We start from the raw sequence: 15,155 nt of genomic DNA, 5'->3' as shown, positions 1-15,155 counted from the left end.
AGACGTGTGCGAACTCACGTTATCGTTTCTTTACTTTGCTAACCATGTTCCCCATACTTGAGGACAACCTCATATTTTGACCGGAAGGATCCCAGCATGTTCGCACCACTCCGCGAAGGCGTCTACACCCCGTTCACTCAGGAAGCCATCGACAAGACGATCGAGGCTATCGACCGTCGCCCGGTCGCCGCAGGCATCGCTGCTGACGGTGAAATCCTCGACTTCCCGTCGAACGAAGCCCGGTACTCCTGGCTCGTCTAGGACCTCTCCGAACGTCGACCGGCACGAACTCTCGTGCCGGTTTCTTCGTTTCCACACCTGCAACTTTTAGGGTCGATACCTTCATTGCATGAACAGCTCACCGGCGGTGCCCAACCACGTCCGCTCCGCCGTGTGCGACGAGAGGCTTCCCGCCCTCGTCCTCGATCTCGCTGCCATCGATTCCAACTGCGATGACTTGCGCCGACGCGCCCGCGGAACCCCGATCAGGGTCGCGTCCAAGTCCCTTCGGATCCCCTCGTTGATCGCCCATGTGCTGGAAAAACCGGGCTTTCACGGGGTTCTCGCGTACTCGCTGCAGGAGGCGATCGATCTCGTCCGGGCGGGGATCTCTGACGATGTCGTGGTGGCGTACCCAAGCGTCGATAAGCAAGCTCTTTTATCGCTTTACGACGACCCCAGCCTCTCCTCCTCCATCACCCTGATGGTGGACTCCGTCGACCATATCCAGTGGCTCCAGGACAATATCCACGAGGCGAACTATCCGATCAGAATCTGCCTGGATGTGGATGCGTCGTGGCGGCCAGGCGGTGGTGTACACGTCGGGATGCTGCGGTCACCTACCCATAACCCCGCCGAGGCGGCGCGCGTCGCTGAGGCCATCGTGCGCGCTGACGGCCTGAACCTGGTCGGCGTAATGATGTACGAGGGGCACATCGCCGGGGTCGGTGACGCAGCAGGCGGAATCCGACAGCGGATTATCCGCGCCATGCAGAAGGCCGCGCGGCCGGCGCTGGCCAAGCAACGTCGGGCAGTTGTCGACGCTGTCACTGCCGTTGCCGGGCCCCTGGAATTCGTCAATGGCGGCGGCACCGGGTCGCTGGAATCAACCTCAGCCGAGACTGCCGTGACCGAAGTCGCCGCTGGCTCCGGCATCGTCGGCCCCACCCTCTTCGATACCTACGCGGCCTTCTCCCCTACTCCCGCGCAGTGGTTCGTGCTGCCGGTGGTCCGCAGACCCCGACCAGGCACCGTCACTGTCGCCGGCGGAGGTCGGATCGCCTCCGGACCTGCGGGCGAGGACAGGCTGCCCACGCCAGTCTGGCCAGAAGGTCTGGAGTACGTCTCCACCGAAGGGGCAGGCGAGGTGCAGACGCCATTGACCGGTGCTGACCTCGCCCTGGGGGACCCGGTCTGGTTCAGACACGCCAAAGCCGGCGAATCGGCAGAACACGCAATTGAAGCACTCGTCGTCACGGATTGCGCGGTCACCAAACGGTGGACCACCTACCGCGGTGAAGGAAGGATCTACACATGAGTTGGTCGAACTGGGCTGGCACGACACGGTGTACCCCGACGTCGGTCCATAAGCCGCAGACAGTCCGTGAGCTAGCAAGCATCGTCAAGGCTGCTGCCTTTGCGGAGTCCACGGTGCGCCCTCTCGGAGCTGGGCATTCCTTCACGCCGGTGGCTACCACCAGTGATATCCGTATCCAGCTCGACCATCTGTCGGGGATCTCAGGGCTGGACATGGAGAACGGTACGGTCACATTCCGCGCTGGTACCCGTCTTCGCGACGTCCCCGGTCTTCTCGGCCCCATCGGCCTCGCCCTCTCAAACCAAGGCGACGTCGATCCTCAATCGGTCGCCGGCGCCGTGTCCACGGGCACCCACGGGACAGGGCTCGGATACACGGGTTTTGGCGGGATGCTCCGGAGCTTTCGATTGGTCACCCCAGACGGGCGCGAGCGGCTATGTTCCCCAGACGCCGATGGAATCGACGCCGAGATCTTCCGCCTCGGCCGAATTGGCCTGGGCCTTTTCGGAGTTCTCACCGAGCTGACCTTCGACACGGTCCCGGAATTCCACCTTGCCGCCGACGAGCACGCTGAGAACTTCGAGGAACTTCGCCAGACCTTCCCCGAACGCGCCCGATCCGCCGACCACCTGGAATTCTTCGTTTTCCCTGGCACTGACACCGCCTTGGTGAAGGAAAATACCCGCGTCCCCGCCTCCGAATATGACGAGTGGACCCGGCGCGACGGCGGCAGCCACCGGACCCCGTCGAAATTTCTGACTGCACAGAAGTTCTTCTCTGAGGAGGTCGTCGGCAATGCCGCCCTCTGGGCGATGTGTGAAGCCTCGCGCCTGCGTCCGAACCTGACGTCCCGTCTGAACACCATCGCGGTCGGCTCCGTGCCCGAGCAGAAATATATCGACGAATCACACAAGGTATTCGTGTCGCCGCGACGCGTCCGTTTCTCCGAGATGGAGTACGGGATTCCGCTTGACGACGCTCCCGAAGTCCTCTCCGAGATTCGCGCTGCCATCGACCGAACCAATAGTTGCGTGTCCTTTCCCCTGGAAGTTCGGACCGCCGCAGCAGACGACGTCGCGTTGTCTACCGCCTACGGACGCGAGACTTGTTACATCGCTGTACACCGGTACCACCGGGAGAACTGGCGGGGCTACTTCGGCCTTATCGAGCCGATTCTGCGTGCCGCCGGTGGCAGGCCGCACTGGGGCAAGCTGCATTCGCTACAGAACTCAGCCCTTCGCGAGGCATACCCTCTGTTCGATGAGGTCAGTAACCTACGCCGCCAGGTCGACCCCGAAGGGCTGTTCCTCAACCCGTACTTGTCGAATCTCTTCGACGGGTAACTACTGGTTGATCCCGCGGACGCCAAGGCGGCTGACCACCGCGTCCGTCGGGAGCACCTCCACCGCGGTGGCTCTTGGGCGTATGTCGTGAAGCTGCTCTGCGTCTGCCCACACCAGTAGCCCGACGATTCGAATCCCCAATGCCGGATCCTCCCCTGCCAGCATCGTCCGGAAGGCAAACTCCCTCTCGATGACCTCAGTGCGGGACATCCCTTCAATGGGTTCTGGGAGAGTCACCGGGACTGATTCCACAGCCAATACTCGAGCGACTCGGACGTCTGCAGGCACGACGCCGCCAACATCCTGAGGCGACACCGGCGGGTCGAACGACACTAGCGCCCACCGGTTCTCGTCGCCCTCTGCCTCTGACAATGAGGTGTCAGCGCGTGCGACGTACTCAGACACCGACTCCTCCCCGTCAGGACCCAAGGAGTCACCTTGGATGTTCATCCGACCGTGTACCCGGTCCGAACCCGCGGCGAAGAAAAACATCACCACCAAGCCGATGGTGCAGACGACCGCCACGAGAGCCATCAGAGGATGGATAGTGCCTTCCTCCGGCTGCTCCGGAATCTGACTGTGCGCGCCCACTAGTCGTTCCTCAACACGTCCAACGCATGCTGCAGGTCATCCGGGTACGGGCAGTTGATTTCCATCCAGCGGCCATCCGCCGGGTGGTGGAAGCCGACCTGCACCGCGTGCAGCCACTGGCGATTCAGGCCGAGTCGCTCCGACAACTTCGGGTCGGAGCCATACATCGGGTCACCGCAGCAGGGATGATTCATTGCGGAAAAGTGCACGCGGATTTGGTGGGTCCGCCCTGTCTCGAGCCGGACGTCGACAAGCGAGGCGGGTGCAAATGCTTCCATGGTCTCGTAGTGGGTGACCGAGGCCTTGCCGTCGTCACGCACGCAGAATCGCCACCCAGAGGACGGGTGGCGCCCGATCGGTGCATCAATGGTTCCGGAGGACGGGTCAGGGTGGCCCTGGACCAGAGCGTTGTAGCGCTTGGAAACCTCACGGTTTCGGAAGGCGCGCTTGAGGTGCGAATACCCGCTTTCCGACGCCGCCACCACCATCACTCCAGACGTTCCCACATCCAACCTTTGGACGATTCCCTGGCGCTCCGGCGGACCCGAGGTAGCAATCCGGAATCCTGCGGCTTCCAGCCCACCGACGACGGTCGGACCATCCCAGCCCACAGTCGGGTGTGCGGCGACGCCCACCGGCTTGTGCACCGCAATCAGGTCAGAGTCGTAGTACAGAATGTCCATGCCCTCAACTGGCTCAGCCACCGGCATGATGGACTTCACCTCCGGCAACAGCACCGACAACCAGGCGTCCTCGACCAACCGGTCTGACTTACCGACGGACACTCCATCAACCGTCACATCCCCATCCTCCGCCAACTGCGCAGCGACGGTTCGAGATAACCCGAGGAGTTTCGCCAGTCCAGCGTCGATCCGCATGCCCGCCAGCCCCGAGGGCACCGGCATCTGTCGTGAGTCACGCATCGGTGGCCTCCTTAGTGGTGTCAGGCTTCTCATCGCGAGCGTCCGGGGAGAAAATTATCCACCCTGCCATGACGATTACGCCGATTGTGATGGCTGCGTCTGCGACATTAAACACGGCGAACCCGCGTACCGAAAACATGTCAACCACGTGGCCGAACCAGAACCCCGGCTCCCGAAAGAACCGGTCCAGCAGATTGCCAAGCGCGCCGCCAGCAATGAGCCCAACGGCCACGGTGAGCCACCGCGAGGTCAGTCGTCCGGTCACCGCGGCGCCGGTGGACAGCACCACGAAGGTCAGCTGGAGCGTCGTGAACAACCACGTCGAGCCCTCACCCATAGAGAAGGCCGCGCCTGGGTTACGCAGCAACCGGAGCTGGAGCCACTCCCCGATCACATTGACCGGCGGCTGGCCTTCCAACAGATTCACGGAGACAATTTTGGTGACCTGGTCCAAGGCCGCAACGACAATCATGACCAGGGCAAACGCCCCGACATATCGGGTCGAGCGGCGAACCCCGGACGCAGCGGCGTCCGTGGGTGCAGTTGTTGTTTCTGGTTCATCAGGTCGGGTCACCTGACCATCATCGCGCATAGCGCCGGTGAATCGCCACAAAGTCACCCACCTGAACACCGGCACTACCTGTCCCTTGTAGCCTCATAGGCGTGAAGCACCGCCGGTTGACCGCCCTATCCGCACTGTCCGTCGCCACGATCCTCACCTTGAGCGCCTGTTCATCCGAAGAGGTTGAGATGGTCGAGGCGGACCTGCCCGTGCCCACCGTGGAGCTCATTACCGAAGGTTCCGGGGAAAAGTCAGTCCTGCGATGGGACGACGAGGGAGCCGATCAGTCCGTCGACATCAACGTCACTCGCGGCTTCTCTCAAGTACTTACGCTTCCCGACGGCACCGTCGAGTCCGATTCAGCCCTCGCCGACACAACAATGACTTTGCCCCTGCAGGCGAACGTCACCGGTGGCGGCGACAATCGTGCAGTTACTGCGGAACTGGATACCCCGTCCGGATCCAACTCATCCCTGGAAGGCGACATCGCCACAGCTAAGGGATTCCGAGCAGCCTGGAGCGCCGGTGATGATGGAGCAGTCGAGGACGTTGCCCTCGGCGCCCCGGAGACTGCCTCCAACACTGCTCGAGTTGGCGTGGAAACCTCCATGATCCAGTGGCTCACAACCCCGGTCATTTTCCCCACCGAGGCTGTCGGCGAAGGCGCTCGGTGGACTGTCGACAACACCGTCGACGACGGTGGCGTCGCCCAGACCATCACATACACCCTGGTCAATCGTGACGGCGACATTGTCGAACTGGATGCAACCGTCGACCAGTCCCCAACTGAGGCAACCGCGGAGCTCGACGATGAAGAAACCGGAGTGACCTTGTCCGTCATCGACTCCGGAACTACCACCAGCGAGGGATCTGTCACCGTCGACCTTTCCCAGCCAATTCCGGTGGACGGCTCAATCAACTTCATCAACACGATCGTCTACGGCGATACCGACCCGGAGGCCCGCAGCCCCCGTATCACTCAGCGAGTGCTCCGTACCGTCGAATTCGGTGCTACCGACTAGCTCTCAGCCCATTGCCCCCAAAGCCGACCACCTAGTGGTCGGCTTTTGTCGTCGTGCGCAAGACATAGTTCTTCCATGCATACCAACAGGTGAATTTTCGATAACTCTATCGAAACAAGCCTTTGGCCTCTTGAAATGATAAATCCCTTCCGGCATGATCGAACAGGTAAGCGAAACCGTTCGACCTCAAGGGAGGGGCGAAATCATGACCATCACCATCGACACCACCGATTGCCCCTTCGAAGCAGCTCTTGCCGAGTCCGCACCGAAGTGGGGACACGAGAACGACTCCGATCGTGCCGGCCTCGTCTTGGCGCGCAACCGGAGTGAGCTTGCTCTGGCTACCGCATCACTGTGTGCGCCTGAGGAAGACGCGCGCCATCACATCACGTGCCTGAGTGCGGACCTCGGCCAGACCGATGCTGCTGCGCGGGACTACCGAAAGATTGGCCTGATGCTCGACCGCATGCCCAAGTTCACTGAAGTTCTAACCGCTCGAGGGTTTGCCCCGCTGGCACTTTTGAAGAAGCTCTCCTGCGCAACTTTTTCCGTGGCAGAGGAACATTTCCCTGCCTTGGAGCCTCTGCTCCTGGCATCGATTCTCCCCACGGTCAACAGGCTCAGCATGGGCAGTTGGAAAGAGCTATTCCCGAAGGTTCAGCACGCCATCGACACCGTGCACCACGCTGCCCGGCCAGTAGACCTTGCCGGTGCACCGATTCCCGAAGAAGTGGAGGAATCCTTCCGCCACACCAAAGCCGAATACCCAGAAAAGACACACCGTATTGGACTGAACCTCGCCCCCGCTCATGCCGAAGAAACCCACCGCGTTATCAGCACCATCGCTGCGACCAAGGAATGCACCAGCGCTGAGGCATTCATGCACCTGATCCGCGGGACCGCAGAGGCCAGCGTTAGCCTACACCTGTACCGCAGTATTGACGGCGGTCCGGTCTGGATGCCTGGGGTCGGGACGCTCTCTGAAGCTCTGACTGAAGAATACATGTCAATGGTGACGTCCGTGGATGTTGCGCACCCGTCCGCTTCCGGCGGCTACGCTGCTACTGCTGGCCAGCGCACATTCGTGATCGGCCGTGACGGCGTCTGCATGTTCCCCGGATGTACCAAAAATGCCATGGGCGCGGACATGGACCACATCACCAATCACGCAGAAGGCGGACCAACCCAGACCGATAACCTGCACGCACTGTGCCGAGGTCATCACAACGAAAAGACCAAGGGCCTCTGGGATGTCACCCGTTCCCTGGCTGGCACTGAGTACTGGACCTCTGTGAGCTCTGGTGCGCAAGTGGCTTCCGAGCCTGCCGGGCCGTTATCCCACCCTGGTGCGGTGCCTTTCGCAGCCAGTGTCCGGAAGTCCGGTGCACTGCGCGAAGAACACAACCAGCGCCGAGATGAAGCGCGAGCGAAGTTTCGCGACGTTGTAGCCCACGCCCGTGCAGTCCAGCCGGTAGTGCGCATGCTGCAGCAGATGCGCATCATGTCCCCCGGTGAAACCGCAAAGGACATGGTTGAGTCCATCTCCGATGATGCAGCCATCGCAGCGGCAGCATCCGCGCGGGCCCGTGCTCAGGACCGTGAAGAGCGCGAATTGGTAAAGCTTCGCCGGTTCAACGCTCAGGTGAAATCACTTGAACCTGTTCGTGACCCTGATCCACCGACTGTCGAACCACCAGATCCGATTGTGGAGATGATGCAGATCTACCTGAATGAGCGCGATCCGGTCGATGCGTTGGTGTCCGTCGGGAAGCTTCTTGTGAAGGTCGATCCTGATGAGATCGATGTGTTGGGGCGAAGCTTCGCGGATCCGAAGTCGCTACGAGAAAAGATCGCAATTTACCGAAGGAGGCAGTTCCGAAACAAGGCTCGATGGAGGAAAGCCCGCGCTTCATGTTGACGACATAGAAAAACCCCTCGTGCGCAATGCGCTGCACACAAGGGGTCTAGTACCAGACGACTCTTTAGGCCGGGGCCGGCTCAGCCGGCATCTCCTCGGCCGGAGCCTCCTCCGGCGGGGGAAGCTCACCCTCCGGGGCCGGGGCGATCTCTTCCTCGATGACCTCACCCTCCGGCGCCGGGACAGGCTCCTCGGCGCACATCGGCGGGATGTTCTCCGGAGAGACCTGCTCGACGAGCATGCAAGCCCAGGTCTTGGACAGACGCCAGTCACCGTCGATCTTGATGAAGTCGATTTCCGGGATCTCCTGCGGCTCCTGGTCCGGCTGCTCGAAGCGGGCCGGGACGCGCACGGTGTCCGGGGCGTAGCCCTCCAGCACCGGGTCCAGGATGATCACGTTAGCGCCAGTCTCTTCCTTCGACTGGGTCATGATCTCGAAGAACTCGGCAGCTTCTTCACCGTCCTCGACGGTGTTCATCTTTTCTTCGACGGGCAGGTTCGGATCGGTCGCGCGCTCCAGAACCGCATTGAGGTCGGCCGCGGTCGGCAGGGTTTCCACCTCTTCAGTGGTGGTGGTCTCGGAGGTGGTGACCTCTTCTTCACCCTCGTCGCCGCAGGCAGCGAGAGAGAGGGCGGTGCAGCCTGCGACGACCAGGGCCGTGATACTACGACGAGCGTTCATGTTTCTCCTCCGAGGGCAACTGGTGCCCGCTTGGATTCGGTATCAAGGGAACGCTCGGGAACTTTACCAACGGACACTGAGACTTGTCTGAACCCTTCGTCAGAGTATTCAAGCTCCGGCCGTAAGCTTATTGTCATGTCTGCGCGAATTATCGTCCTTGCCACCGGTGGCACCATCTCTTGCACCACTGACCGCAATGGGCACTTGTTGCCGACGTTGACCGGTGAGCAGGTGGTTCGCCCTGTTGCTGATCGCTTCGCACCCGGCGCGATGTCCGTCGAGGTCCGCGATATCGCGCACATTGATTCTGCGTCTGTTCGGTTGTCGGAGATTGATGCTGTTGTCGCTGCCTGCCACGAGGCTCTTGCTGATCCGGAGGTCGCTGGCGTCGTGGTCTTGCACGGCACCGACTCCATGGAAGAGACCGCTATGGCGGTGGATATCTTCCATGGAGATCCCCGACCGGTCATTTTTACCGGCGCTCAGCTGCCGTCGGATCACCCTGAGGCTGATGGCCCGGGCAATCTCTTTGAGGCTCTTGTCGTCGCGTCGGACGCATCGGCCCGGAACATCGGGGTTCTGGTCGTCTTCGGCCATGCCGTGCTGCCGGTGCGCGGTGTCACCAAGTGGCATACATCCGACATGCTTGCCTTCGCTACCAATGCACCGGAAGAGCCCACTCGTCCTGATCCGCTCCCGCTCACTGCGTTGGATGGCGTGCGGGTCGATGTCATCCCAGCGTATGCGGGTGCTGACAGCTCGCTTCTCGACGCCTCCATCAACTCCGGCGCCCACGGCCTGATCATTCAAGGCCTAGGGTCTGGCAATGTCGGAACTGAGTTGGCTGCCGCTATTTCTTCTGCATTGGAGAAGGGCGTCCAGGTGGTCATGACTACTCGAGTTCCGCGTGGTGACGTTCAGGGAACCTACGGTGGTGCCGGTGGCGGCGCGACGCTCGCGGCGCGGGGTGTCGTCGGTTCCGGGTATCTCCGGGCTCCGCAGGCACGCATCGTCCTCGCCGCAGCGATCGCCTCAGGTGCGCATCCCCAGACGCTTTTCGACGCTAACTAGGCAGATCCGGCTCCGCGTCGATACCTTCGTCCTCAATCGTGCGGAACCACTCGTCCCAATCAAGACTGCACAGTGGTGAACACTCCTTCAGAGCCGGATCGTCTTCTCGTAGAGTCTTCATCCGGCCAGGGCCTGACAGCCTGCTTTCAAATCGAACGGACACCACGCCGTGGCCGGCGCCTTGCACCCAGCCGTGTCCGAATTCTTCATGGTGGACATCAGTTGTCGGAGTCCACGAGGAATCTGATGCACGGAATATCGGCAAGACGTCGGTAACGGCCTTGAGGTCGTCTGCCACAACTTGCTCGACGTCGAGCTCGGGGAACATCACTTCCTGAATCGTCGTGTCCAGTCCCGAGAATCCCACTCCGACTAGACGCATCGCCCCGATGCTGTCGACGTTGAAGGAGATCCGTCTCGCGACAGCGAGCAACACCTCTTGGTCGGTCGTTGCAAAAGACAGGGTCTCTGACCGGGTGTGGACGCTCAGATCGGCCAATCGAACTTTGACGGTTACGGTGCGGGCGCCGCGGCCGTCTTTGAGTAGGCGTCGGAAAGCGGATTTTCCTGCTCTATCAATGGCGGCATCGACTTGTCCCCGGGAGACCAAGTCTTCCGGGTACGTGTGTTCAGCCGAGATGGACTTGGCGACGGCGCGCTTCTTCACTGGTCTGTCATCGTGGCCCTGTGCCAACCTCCACAATGCGGGGCCGACGGTTTTGCCGAGGGAGACCTCCACGTCGCGCAGCGACATCGAGGCGAATGAGCCAATCGTGGTTACGCCGAGGCCGCGGAGTTTACCTTCGGAGACGGGACCAATCCCCCACAATTTTCCCACCGGCAGCGGATGGAGAAGTTCCTCATGCTGGCCAGCGCCAATCACCGTCACTCCATCTGGTTTCGCCATACCGGAGCCAATTTTGGCGAACTGTTTGCCGGATCCTGCGCCGATCGACGATGGAAGTCCAGTCTCCTGGAGGATCTGTGCGCGGAGTTCCTCGGCCCAGCGGCGGACCTCGTCCGGCTCAGCACCAGCGAGTTCGGGCGGTTCCATGAACGCCTCGTCGACGCTGAGCTGTTCGACAATGTCGACTTTCTCCCGAACCACATCAAACACTCGGCGGGACACCGGTCCGTAGATTCCCTTGCGTGGATAGACCACGACACCGTTGCCGGGCATAAGCCGACGGGCCCGAACCATCGGCATCGCTGAGTGGATACCGTACTCCCGAGCCTCGTACGAGCAACCCGCGACAACACCGCGACCGCCCAGTCCCCCGACCACCACCGGTCGCCCACGAAGTGTCGGCCGGGTGAGCTGTTCAACCGACGCGAAAAACGCGTCCATGTCGATGTGCAGGACCCAGCGGAGCATGAGGGCCAATTGTAGGCCTCAAGCAGCGGGAGGCTCCGGGCAGGTCAACCGGTCCAGATCCTCCAGCAAAGTACCCCGACATCGCTGCGAGACCAGGTCGACGGCACGCATCAGCGCGGCGTACGGCAATTCGATCATCTCTGCTGCGTAACGAAGGATCAGGACAATGTCTTCGTCCGGGACTCGGTACTCATCCATCGCAAGAAACCGGCGAACCGCCGTCGTCGGAGATACCACTACTGAACCGGCCAGCAGACACAGATGCACCCATCCGGATTCCCCGAAGCCCTTGATTCTCAAGCACCTGGCGCGCAGGTCCTCATGCTCGTCAGGGCCCAATTCGCGGAAGTCTGCGCATTCTTCGACTCCCGCCTCAGCCAGTTCCCAGGCCAGATCAGCGGCGATGTCCCGCTTGAATCGTCCGGCAATCCGGTTAGCGGGCAGAACTGAGGTCTCCGGAACTGTGGGTGCGCCGGCATCACCGCGGAGGACGTGGATGAGCCGGGTGGACGTCGTAACGCAGATCTTTTCCCCCAGCGTCCACGCCGTGAACCGACGAATCATGCTGTCCACCTGGGCGTGGCGCACGCGCGAGGAGTACACCGAATCCAAGATGCACTCTGCCATCGTCGAGCGGTTGTTTGCCGCGAATAGCCATGTCTCTGGGCTGCCGTAGATCTCGTAGAGGTACGAGACCACATGGTCCGCGTACCACTTCCACGGATTGTGCGTCTCGATCTCGGACTTCACGATGTGCATGCCATCCCCCTGTGGGTAACCGGCCCGCAGTCGGTCTGCGGTTGTGCCGTGGTCACGGACGCTATCGCCAACGACGCCCCCATCGCCGTCCACTGACACGCGAAAGCCCGGGTGATGTGGACATCACCCGGGCTGTGGAAAACCTCTAGATCTTCGCTACGTCCGCGGTAGCACCACGGCCAATGTCGTGGGTCAGCTCACCGTCGACGTACCCGACCTCAACCGCGAGCACCTCACGCGCGATGGTGTCGCGGTGCTGCTCGGCCCATTCGGCGAACTCTTCCGGCACCGAGATGGAAACGGTGATCCGGTCGGTGATCTCGAATCCGGAGTTCTTACGAGCCTCCTGTAGGCCACGCACCAGGTCAGCGGCCCAACCGCGGGCTTCGCCGTCCTGGGTGACATTCATGTCCAGGACGATCAGCCCGTCGACGCCGTCGATCTCCGCGGTGGAGTCAGCGTCTACGGCGACCAGTCGACGGGAGTACTCGCTCTCCAGAAGCGCGATACCGCCGGCAACAACAGTGTCGTCGACAACCTCGTAGTCACCGGACTTCACGGCCTTGATGACCTTCTGGACGTCTTTGCCGAGACGAGGTCCTGCAGCACGAGCGTTGACGACGACCTCGAAGCGGCCGGCAGCTGCGACATCATCGGTGAGGACGACCTCGTCGACATTGACCTCGTCGCGGATGATGCCGGCGAACGGCTCCAGGGACGCAGCCTCGGCTACGGCGACGGTGAGCTTCGGCAGCGGCAGACGGTTGCGAAGCTTGTTGGCCTTACGCACGCGCGATGCGGCAGAGCAGACAGCGCGAACGTTGTCCATGGCGGCGACGAGATCGGCGTCGTGAGGCAAGTCTGCAGAGGTCGGCCAATCGGTGAGGTGTACCGAGCGGCCGCCGGTCAGGCCCTTCCAGATGACCTCAGAGGCCATCGGCAGCAAGGGCGCAGAGATCCGAGTGAGAGTCTCCAGCACCGTGTACAGAGTGTTGAAGGCCTCCGGGTGGACTTCGTCGCCCTCCCAGAAACGGTCACGGGAACGGCGCACGTACCAGTTGGTCAAAGCGTCGCAGAACTGACGGATCTCGTCGCTGGCGCGGGCGATATCGGTGGCGTCGAGAAGCTCGGTGACCGAGTCCACGGTCGTCGCGAGCTTCGCCAGGATGTACCGGTCCAGGACGTTCTCCGAAGAGGTGGTCCACTCTGCCGGCTTCGACGCGTACATCTGCAGGAACGAATAAGCGTTCCACATCGGCAGCAGTGCCTGGCGGACACCTTCACGAATGCCCTGCTCAGTGACGATGAGGTTGCCGCCGCGCAGGATCGGAGAGGACATGAGGAACCAACGCATCGCGTCGGAGCCGTCGCGGGCGAATACTTCGTTGACGTTCGGGTAGTTGCCCTTGGACTTGGACATCTTCAGTCCATCGTCACCAAGGACGATGCCGTGGGCAACGACCTTCTTGAACGCCGGGCGATCAAACAGTGCAGTCGACAGCACGTGCAGCAGGTAGAACCAGCCACGGGTCTGGCCGATGTACTCCACGATGAAGTCCGCCGGGGCGTGGGTGTCGAACCACTCCTTGTTCTCGAAGGGGTAGTGCACCTGCGCGAACGGCATGGAACCGGAGTCGAACCAGACGTCGAGGACATCCGGGACACGGCGCATGGTGGACTGGCCGGTCGGGTCATCCGGGTTCGGACGAGTGAGCTCGTCGATGTACGGACGGTGCAGGGACTCGGGACGGACCCCGAAGTCTGCCTCAAGCTCATCAAGGGAGCCGTAGACGTCCACACGCGGGTACTCGTCGTTATCGGAAACCCATGCCGGAATCGGTGAACCCCAGTAACGAGACCGGGAAATGTTCCAGTCGCGAGCGCCTTCGAGCCACTTGCCGAACTGGCCGTCGCGGATGTGCTCCGGCTCCCACTCGATCTCCTGGTTGAGCTCGACCATGCGATCGCGGATCTCAGTAACGTTGACGAACCACGACGGCAGAGCCATGTAGATCAGCGGCTCACCGGAACGCCACGAGTGCGGGTAGGAGTGCTCGATGGTCTGGTGCCGCAGGACGCGGCCGGCTGCCTTGAGGTCGCGGATGATGTCCTTGTTGGCATCGAACACCAGCTGACCCTGGTACGGCGGGGTGAGGGAGGTGAACTTGCCGTCCATGTCGACCGGGATGACAACGCCAATGTCGTTGGCCTGGCAGACGTTCATATCGTCCTCACCAAAGGCCGGAGCCTGGTGGACGATACCGGTGCCGTCTTCGGTGGTGACGTAGTCAGCGGCAAGGATGCGGAAGGCGTTCGGCTCATCGCGGAAGAACTCGAAAACCGGCTCGTAGGTCAGTCCGACGAGCTCTGAACCTGAGTGCTCGGAGACGATGGTGCGGTTCTCGCCCAGCTCCTTGGCATACGCACCGATCAGGGGCTTAGCCAGAAGCAGACGCTCACCACGGAACTCCTCAGCTCCGTCGTCTCCAACCTCGACCTCTGCGTAGGTGACATCCGGGTGGACGGCCAATGCGAGGTTGGACGGGAGGGTCCACGGGGTCGTCGTCCAGGCCAGTGCCTTGGCGCCGATGAGAGCCTCTGCTGCGCCGCCTTCTGCTCCGATGATCGGCAGAGTGACGGTCAGGGTCGGGTCCTGGCGCATTTTGTAGGAGTCGTCTAGGCGGGTCTCCTGGTTCGACAGCGGGGTGTGCTCAGCCCAGGAGTACGGCAGGACGCGGAAGCCCTGGTAGATCAGACCCTTGTCATAGAGCTCCTTGAACGCCCAGATAACGGACTCCATGTAGCCCGGATCCATCGTCTTGTAGCCGTTCTCAAAGTCGACCCAACGAGCCTGGCGGGTGACGTACTCCTGCCATTCGTCGGCGTACTCCAGCACGGACTTAGCGCAGTAGGCGTTGAACTCGGCGAGGCCCATCTTCTCGATCTCGCCCTTGTCCTTGATGCCGAGCTGCTTCTCAGCCTCAAGCTCTGCTGGCAGGCCGTGAGTATCCCAGCCGAAGACGCGGGGCACGCGGTAGCCACGCATGGTCTGGTAACGCGGGACGATGTCCTTCACGTACCCGGTCAGCAGGTGGCCGTAGTGCGGCAGACCGTTTGCGAACGGAGGCCCGTCGTAGAAGACGTAGTCTTCTGCACCGTCTCGGTTGTCGATCGATGCCTGGAAAGTGTCATCTTTCTTCCAGAAATCGAGGACCTTGTCTTCCAGAGCCGGGAAACTCGGGCTTCCCTGGGTCTGACCAAAGGCGTTGGTGCGCGGGTAGGCACCGCCTGCTGAGGTGGGTTTGTTCACGTGTGAGGCTCCCATGTTCTTCGCTGTCCCGGATGCCCCGGGAAACCGTCCAAACACGGGGA

Annotated in this window: 13 protein-coding genes; 6 read left to right on the top strand and 7 right to left on the bottom strand. The window is 61.7% G+C overall.

Features of this window, described 5'->3' with window-relative positions; translation table 11 throughout:
• Positions 1 to 96 precede the first annotated feature (96 nt).
• From YWU_RS18395 to YWU_RS0113705, 3 genes are all read left to right on the top strand, one after another.
• Positions 97 to 261, top strand: a complete 165-nt coding sequence (locus tag YWU_RS18395; RefSeq protein ID WP_169718917.1) for a hypothetical protein — start codon at positions 97 to 99, stop codon at positions 259 to 261.
• Between the two features lie 88 nt (positions 262 to 349).
• Positions 350 to 1,537, top strand: a complete 1,188-nt coding sequence (locus YWU_RS0113710) for an alanine racemase (protein ID WP_027020904.1) — start codon at positions 350 to 352, stop codon at positions 1,535 to 1,537.
• On the top strand, positions 1,534 to 2,880 hold the full coding sequence (locus tag YWU_RS0113705) for a D-arabinono-1,4-lactone oxidase (RefSeq protein ID WP_027020903.1): 1,347 nt from the start codon (positions 1,534 to 1,536) through the stop codon (positions 2,878 to 2,880). Before YWU_RS0113710 ends, YWU_RS0113705 begins: the two co-directional genes overlap by 4 nt.
• Here the strand turns inward: YWU_RS0113705 and YWU_RS17130 are convergent, their stop codons facing one another.
• From YWU_RS17130 to lspA, 3 genes are read right to left on the bottom strand one after another with little or no spacing between them, the layout of a single operon-like run.
• The gene (locus YWU_RS17130; protein ID WP_051260394.1) at positions 2,881 to 3,471 is read right to left on the bottom strand and encodes a hypothetical protein; all 591 of its coding nucleotides are present in this window, start codon (positions 3,469 to 3,471) and stop codon (positions 2,881 to 2,883) included. It abuts the gene before it with no gap.
• Complete coding sequence (locus tag YWU_RS0113695; protein ID WP_027020902.1) at positions 3,471 to 4,394, bottom strand: RluA family pseudouridine synthase; 924 nt, start codon at positions 4,392 to 4,394, stop codon at positions 3,471 to 3,473. Before YWU_RS0113695 ends, YWU_RS17130 begins: the two co-directional genes overlap by 1 nt.
• A complete protein-coding gene (lspA, locus tag YWU_RS17125; protein WP_338025300.1) occupies positions 4,387 to 5,031 on the bottom strand; it encodes a signal peptidase II in 645 nt (214 codons plus the stop codon). Before lspA ends, YWU_RS0113695 begins: the two co-directional genes overlap by 8 nt.
• Positions 5,032 to 5,057: 26 nt before the next feature.
• On the opposite strand from lspA, the gene YWU_RS17120 reads away from it, so the two are divergent.
• Complete coding sequence (locus tag YWU_RS17120; protein ID WP_051260393.1) at positions 5,058 to 5,978, top strand: hypothetical protein; 921 nt, start codon at positions 5,058 to 5,060, stop codon at positions 5,976 to 5,978.
• Between the two features lie 205 nt (positions 5,979 to 6,183).
• Entirely contained in the window at positions 6,184 to 7,896 is a 1,713-nt protein-coding gene (locus tag YWU_RS17730; RefSeq protein WP_051260392.1) for an HNH endonuclease signature motif containing protein, read from the top strand.
• Positions 7,897 to 7,960: 64 nt separating this feature from the next.
• On the opposite strand, the gene YWU_RS0113675 is transcribed toward YWU_RS17730, so the two are convergent.
• Positions 7,961 to 8,578: a WKL family lipoprotein gene (locus tag YWU_RS0113675; protein ID WP_027020901.1), complete on the bottom strand. Its 618-nt coding sequence runs from the start codon at positions 8,576 to 8,578 to the stop codon at positions 7,961 to 7,963.
• A 135-nt stretch (positions 8,579 to 8,713) separates the two neighbouring features.
• Here YWU_RS0113675 and YWU_RS0113670 point away from each other — a divergent pair, with 135 nt between their 5' ends.
• Entirely contained in the window at positions 8,714 to 9,649 is a 936-nt protein-coding gene (locus YWU_RS0113670) for an asparaginase (RefSeq protein WP_027020900.1), read from the top strand.
• Here the strand turns inward: YWU_RS0113670 and YWU_RS17110 are convergent.
• From YWU_RS17110 to ileS, 3 genes are all read right to left on the bottom strand, one after another.
• A complete protein-coding gene (locus YWU_RS17110; protein ID WP_034648013.1) occupies positions 9,642 to 11,024 on the bottom strand; it encodes a DNA polymerase IV in 1,383 nt (460 codons plus the stop codon). The genes YWU_RS0113670 and YWU_RS17110 overlap by 8 nt on opposite strands.
• A gap of 18 nt (positions 11,025 to 11,042) precedes the next feature.
• Positions 11,043 to 11,783, bottom strand: coding sequence for a hypothetical protein (locus YWU_RS0113660; RefSeq protein WP_156892857.1), 741 nt, complete (start codon positions 11,781 to 11,783; stop codon positions 11,043 to 11,045).
• A gap of 145 nt (positions 11,784 to 11,928) precedes the next feature.
• On the bottom strand, positions 11,929 to 15,108 hold the full coding sequence (gene ileS / locus YWU_RS0113655) for an isoleucine--tRNA ligase (RefSeq protein ID WP_034648011.1): 3,180 nt from the start codon (positions 15,106 to 15,108) through the stop codon (positions 11,929 to 11,931).
• Positions 15,109 to 15,155: the final 47 nt, after the last annotated feature.

It is taken from the genome of Corynebacterium sputi DSM 45148, assembly GCF_000427865.1.
Classification (GTDB): domain Bacteria; phylum Actinomycetota; class Actinomycetes; order Mycobacteriales; family Mycobacteriaceae; genus Corynebacterium; species Corynebacterium sputi.
Note: the sequence above shows the minus strand (reverse complement) of the source record. Positions and strands in the feature narration are given on the sequence as shown.

What these genes read in the sequence shown, in the direction of transcription:
- YWU_RS18395 (WP_169718917.1), top strand. Translation starts at nt 97, where the DNA reads ATGTTCGCACCACTCCGCGAAGGCGTCTACACCCCGTTCACTCAGGAA.
- YWU_RS0113710 (WP_027020904.1), top strand. Translation starts at nt 350, where the DNA reads ATGAACAGCTCACCGGCGGTGCCCAACCACGTCCGCTCCGCCGTGTGC.
- YWU_RS0113705 (WP_027020903.1), top strand. Translation starts at nt 1,534, where the DNA reads ATGAGTTGGTCGAACTGGGCTGGCACGACACGGTGTACCCCGACGTCG.
- YWU_RS0113695 (WP_027020902.1), bottom strand. Translation starts at nt 4,394, where the DNA reads ATGCGTGACTCACGACAGATGCCGGTGCCCTCGGGGCTGGCGGGCATG.
- YWU_RS17730 (WP_051260392.1), top strand. Translation starts at nt 6,184, where the DNA reads ATGACCATCACCATCGACACCACCGATTGCCCCTTCGAAGCAGCTCTT.
- YWU_RS0113675 (WP_027020901.1), bottom strand. Translation starts at nt 8,578, where the DNA reads ATGAACGCTCGTCGTAGTATCACGGCCCTGGTCGTCGCAGGCTGCACC.
- YWU_RS0113670 (WP_027020900.1), top strand. Translation starts at nt 8,714, where the DNA reads ATGTCTGCGCGAATTATCGTCCTTGCCACCGGTGGCACCATCTCTTGC.
- YWU_RS17110 (WP_034648013.1), bottom strand. Translation starts at nt 11,024, where the DNA reads ATGCTCCGCTGGGTCCTGCACATCGACATGGACGCGTTTTTCGCGTCG.
- YWU_RS0113660 (WP_156892857.1), bottom strand. Translation starts at nt 11,783, where the DNA reads ATGCACATCGTGAAGTCCGAGATCGAGACGCACAATCCGTGGAAGTGG.
- ileS (WP_034648011.1), bottom strand. Translation starts at nt 15,108, where the DNA reads ATGGGAGCCTCACACGTGAACAAACCCACCTCAGCAGGCGGTGCCTAC.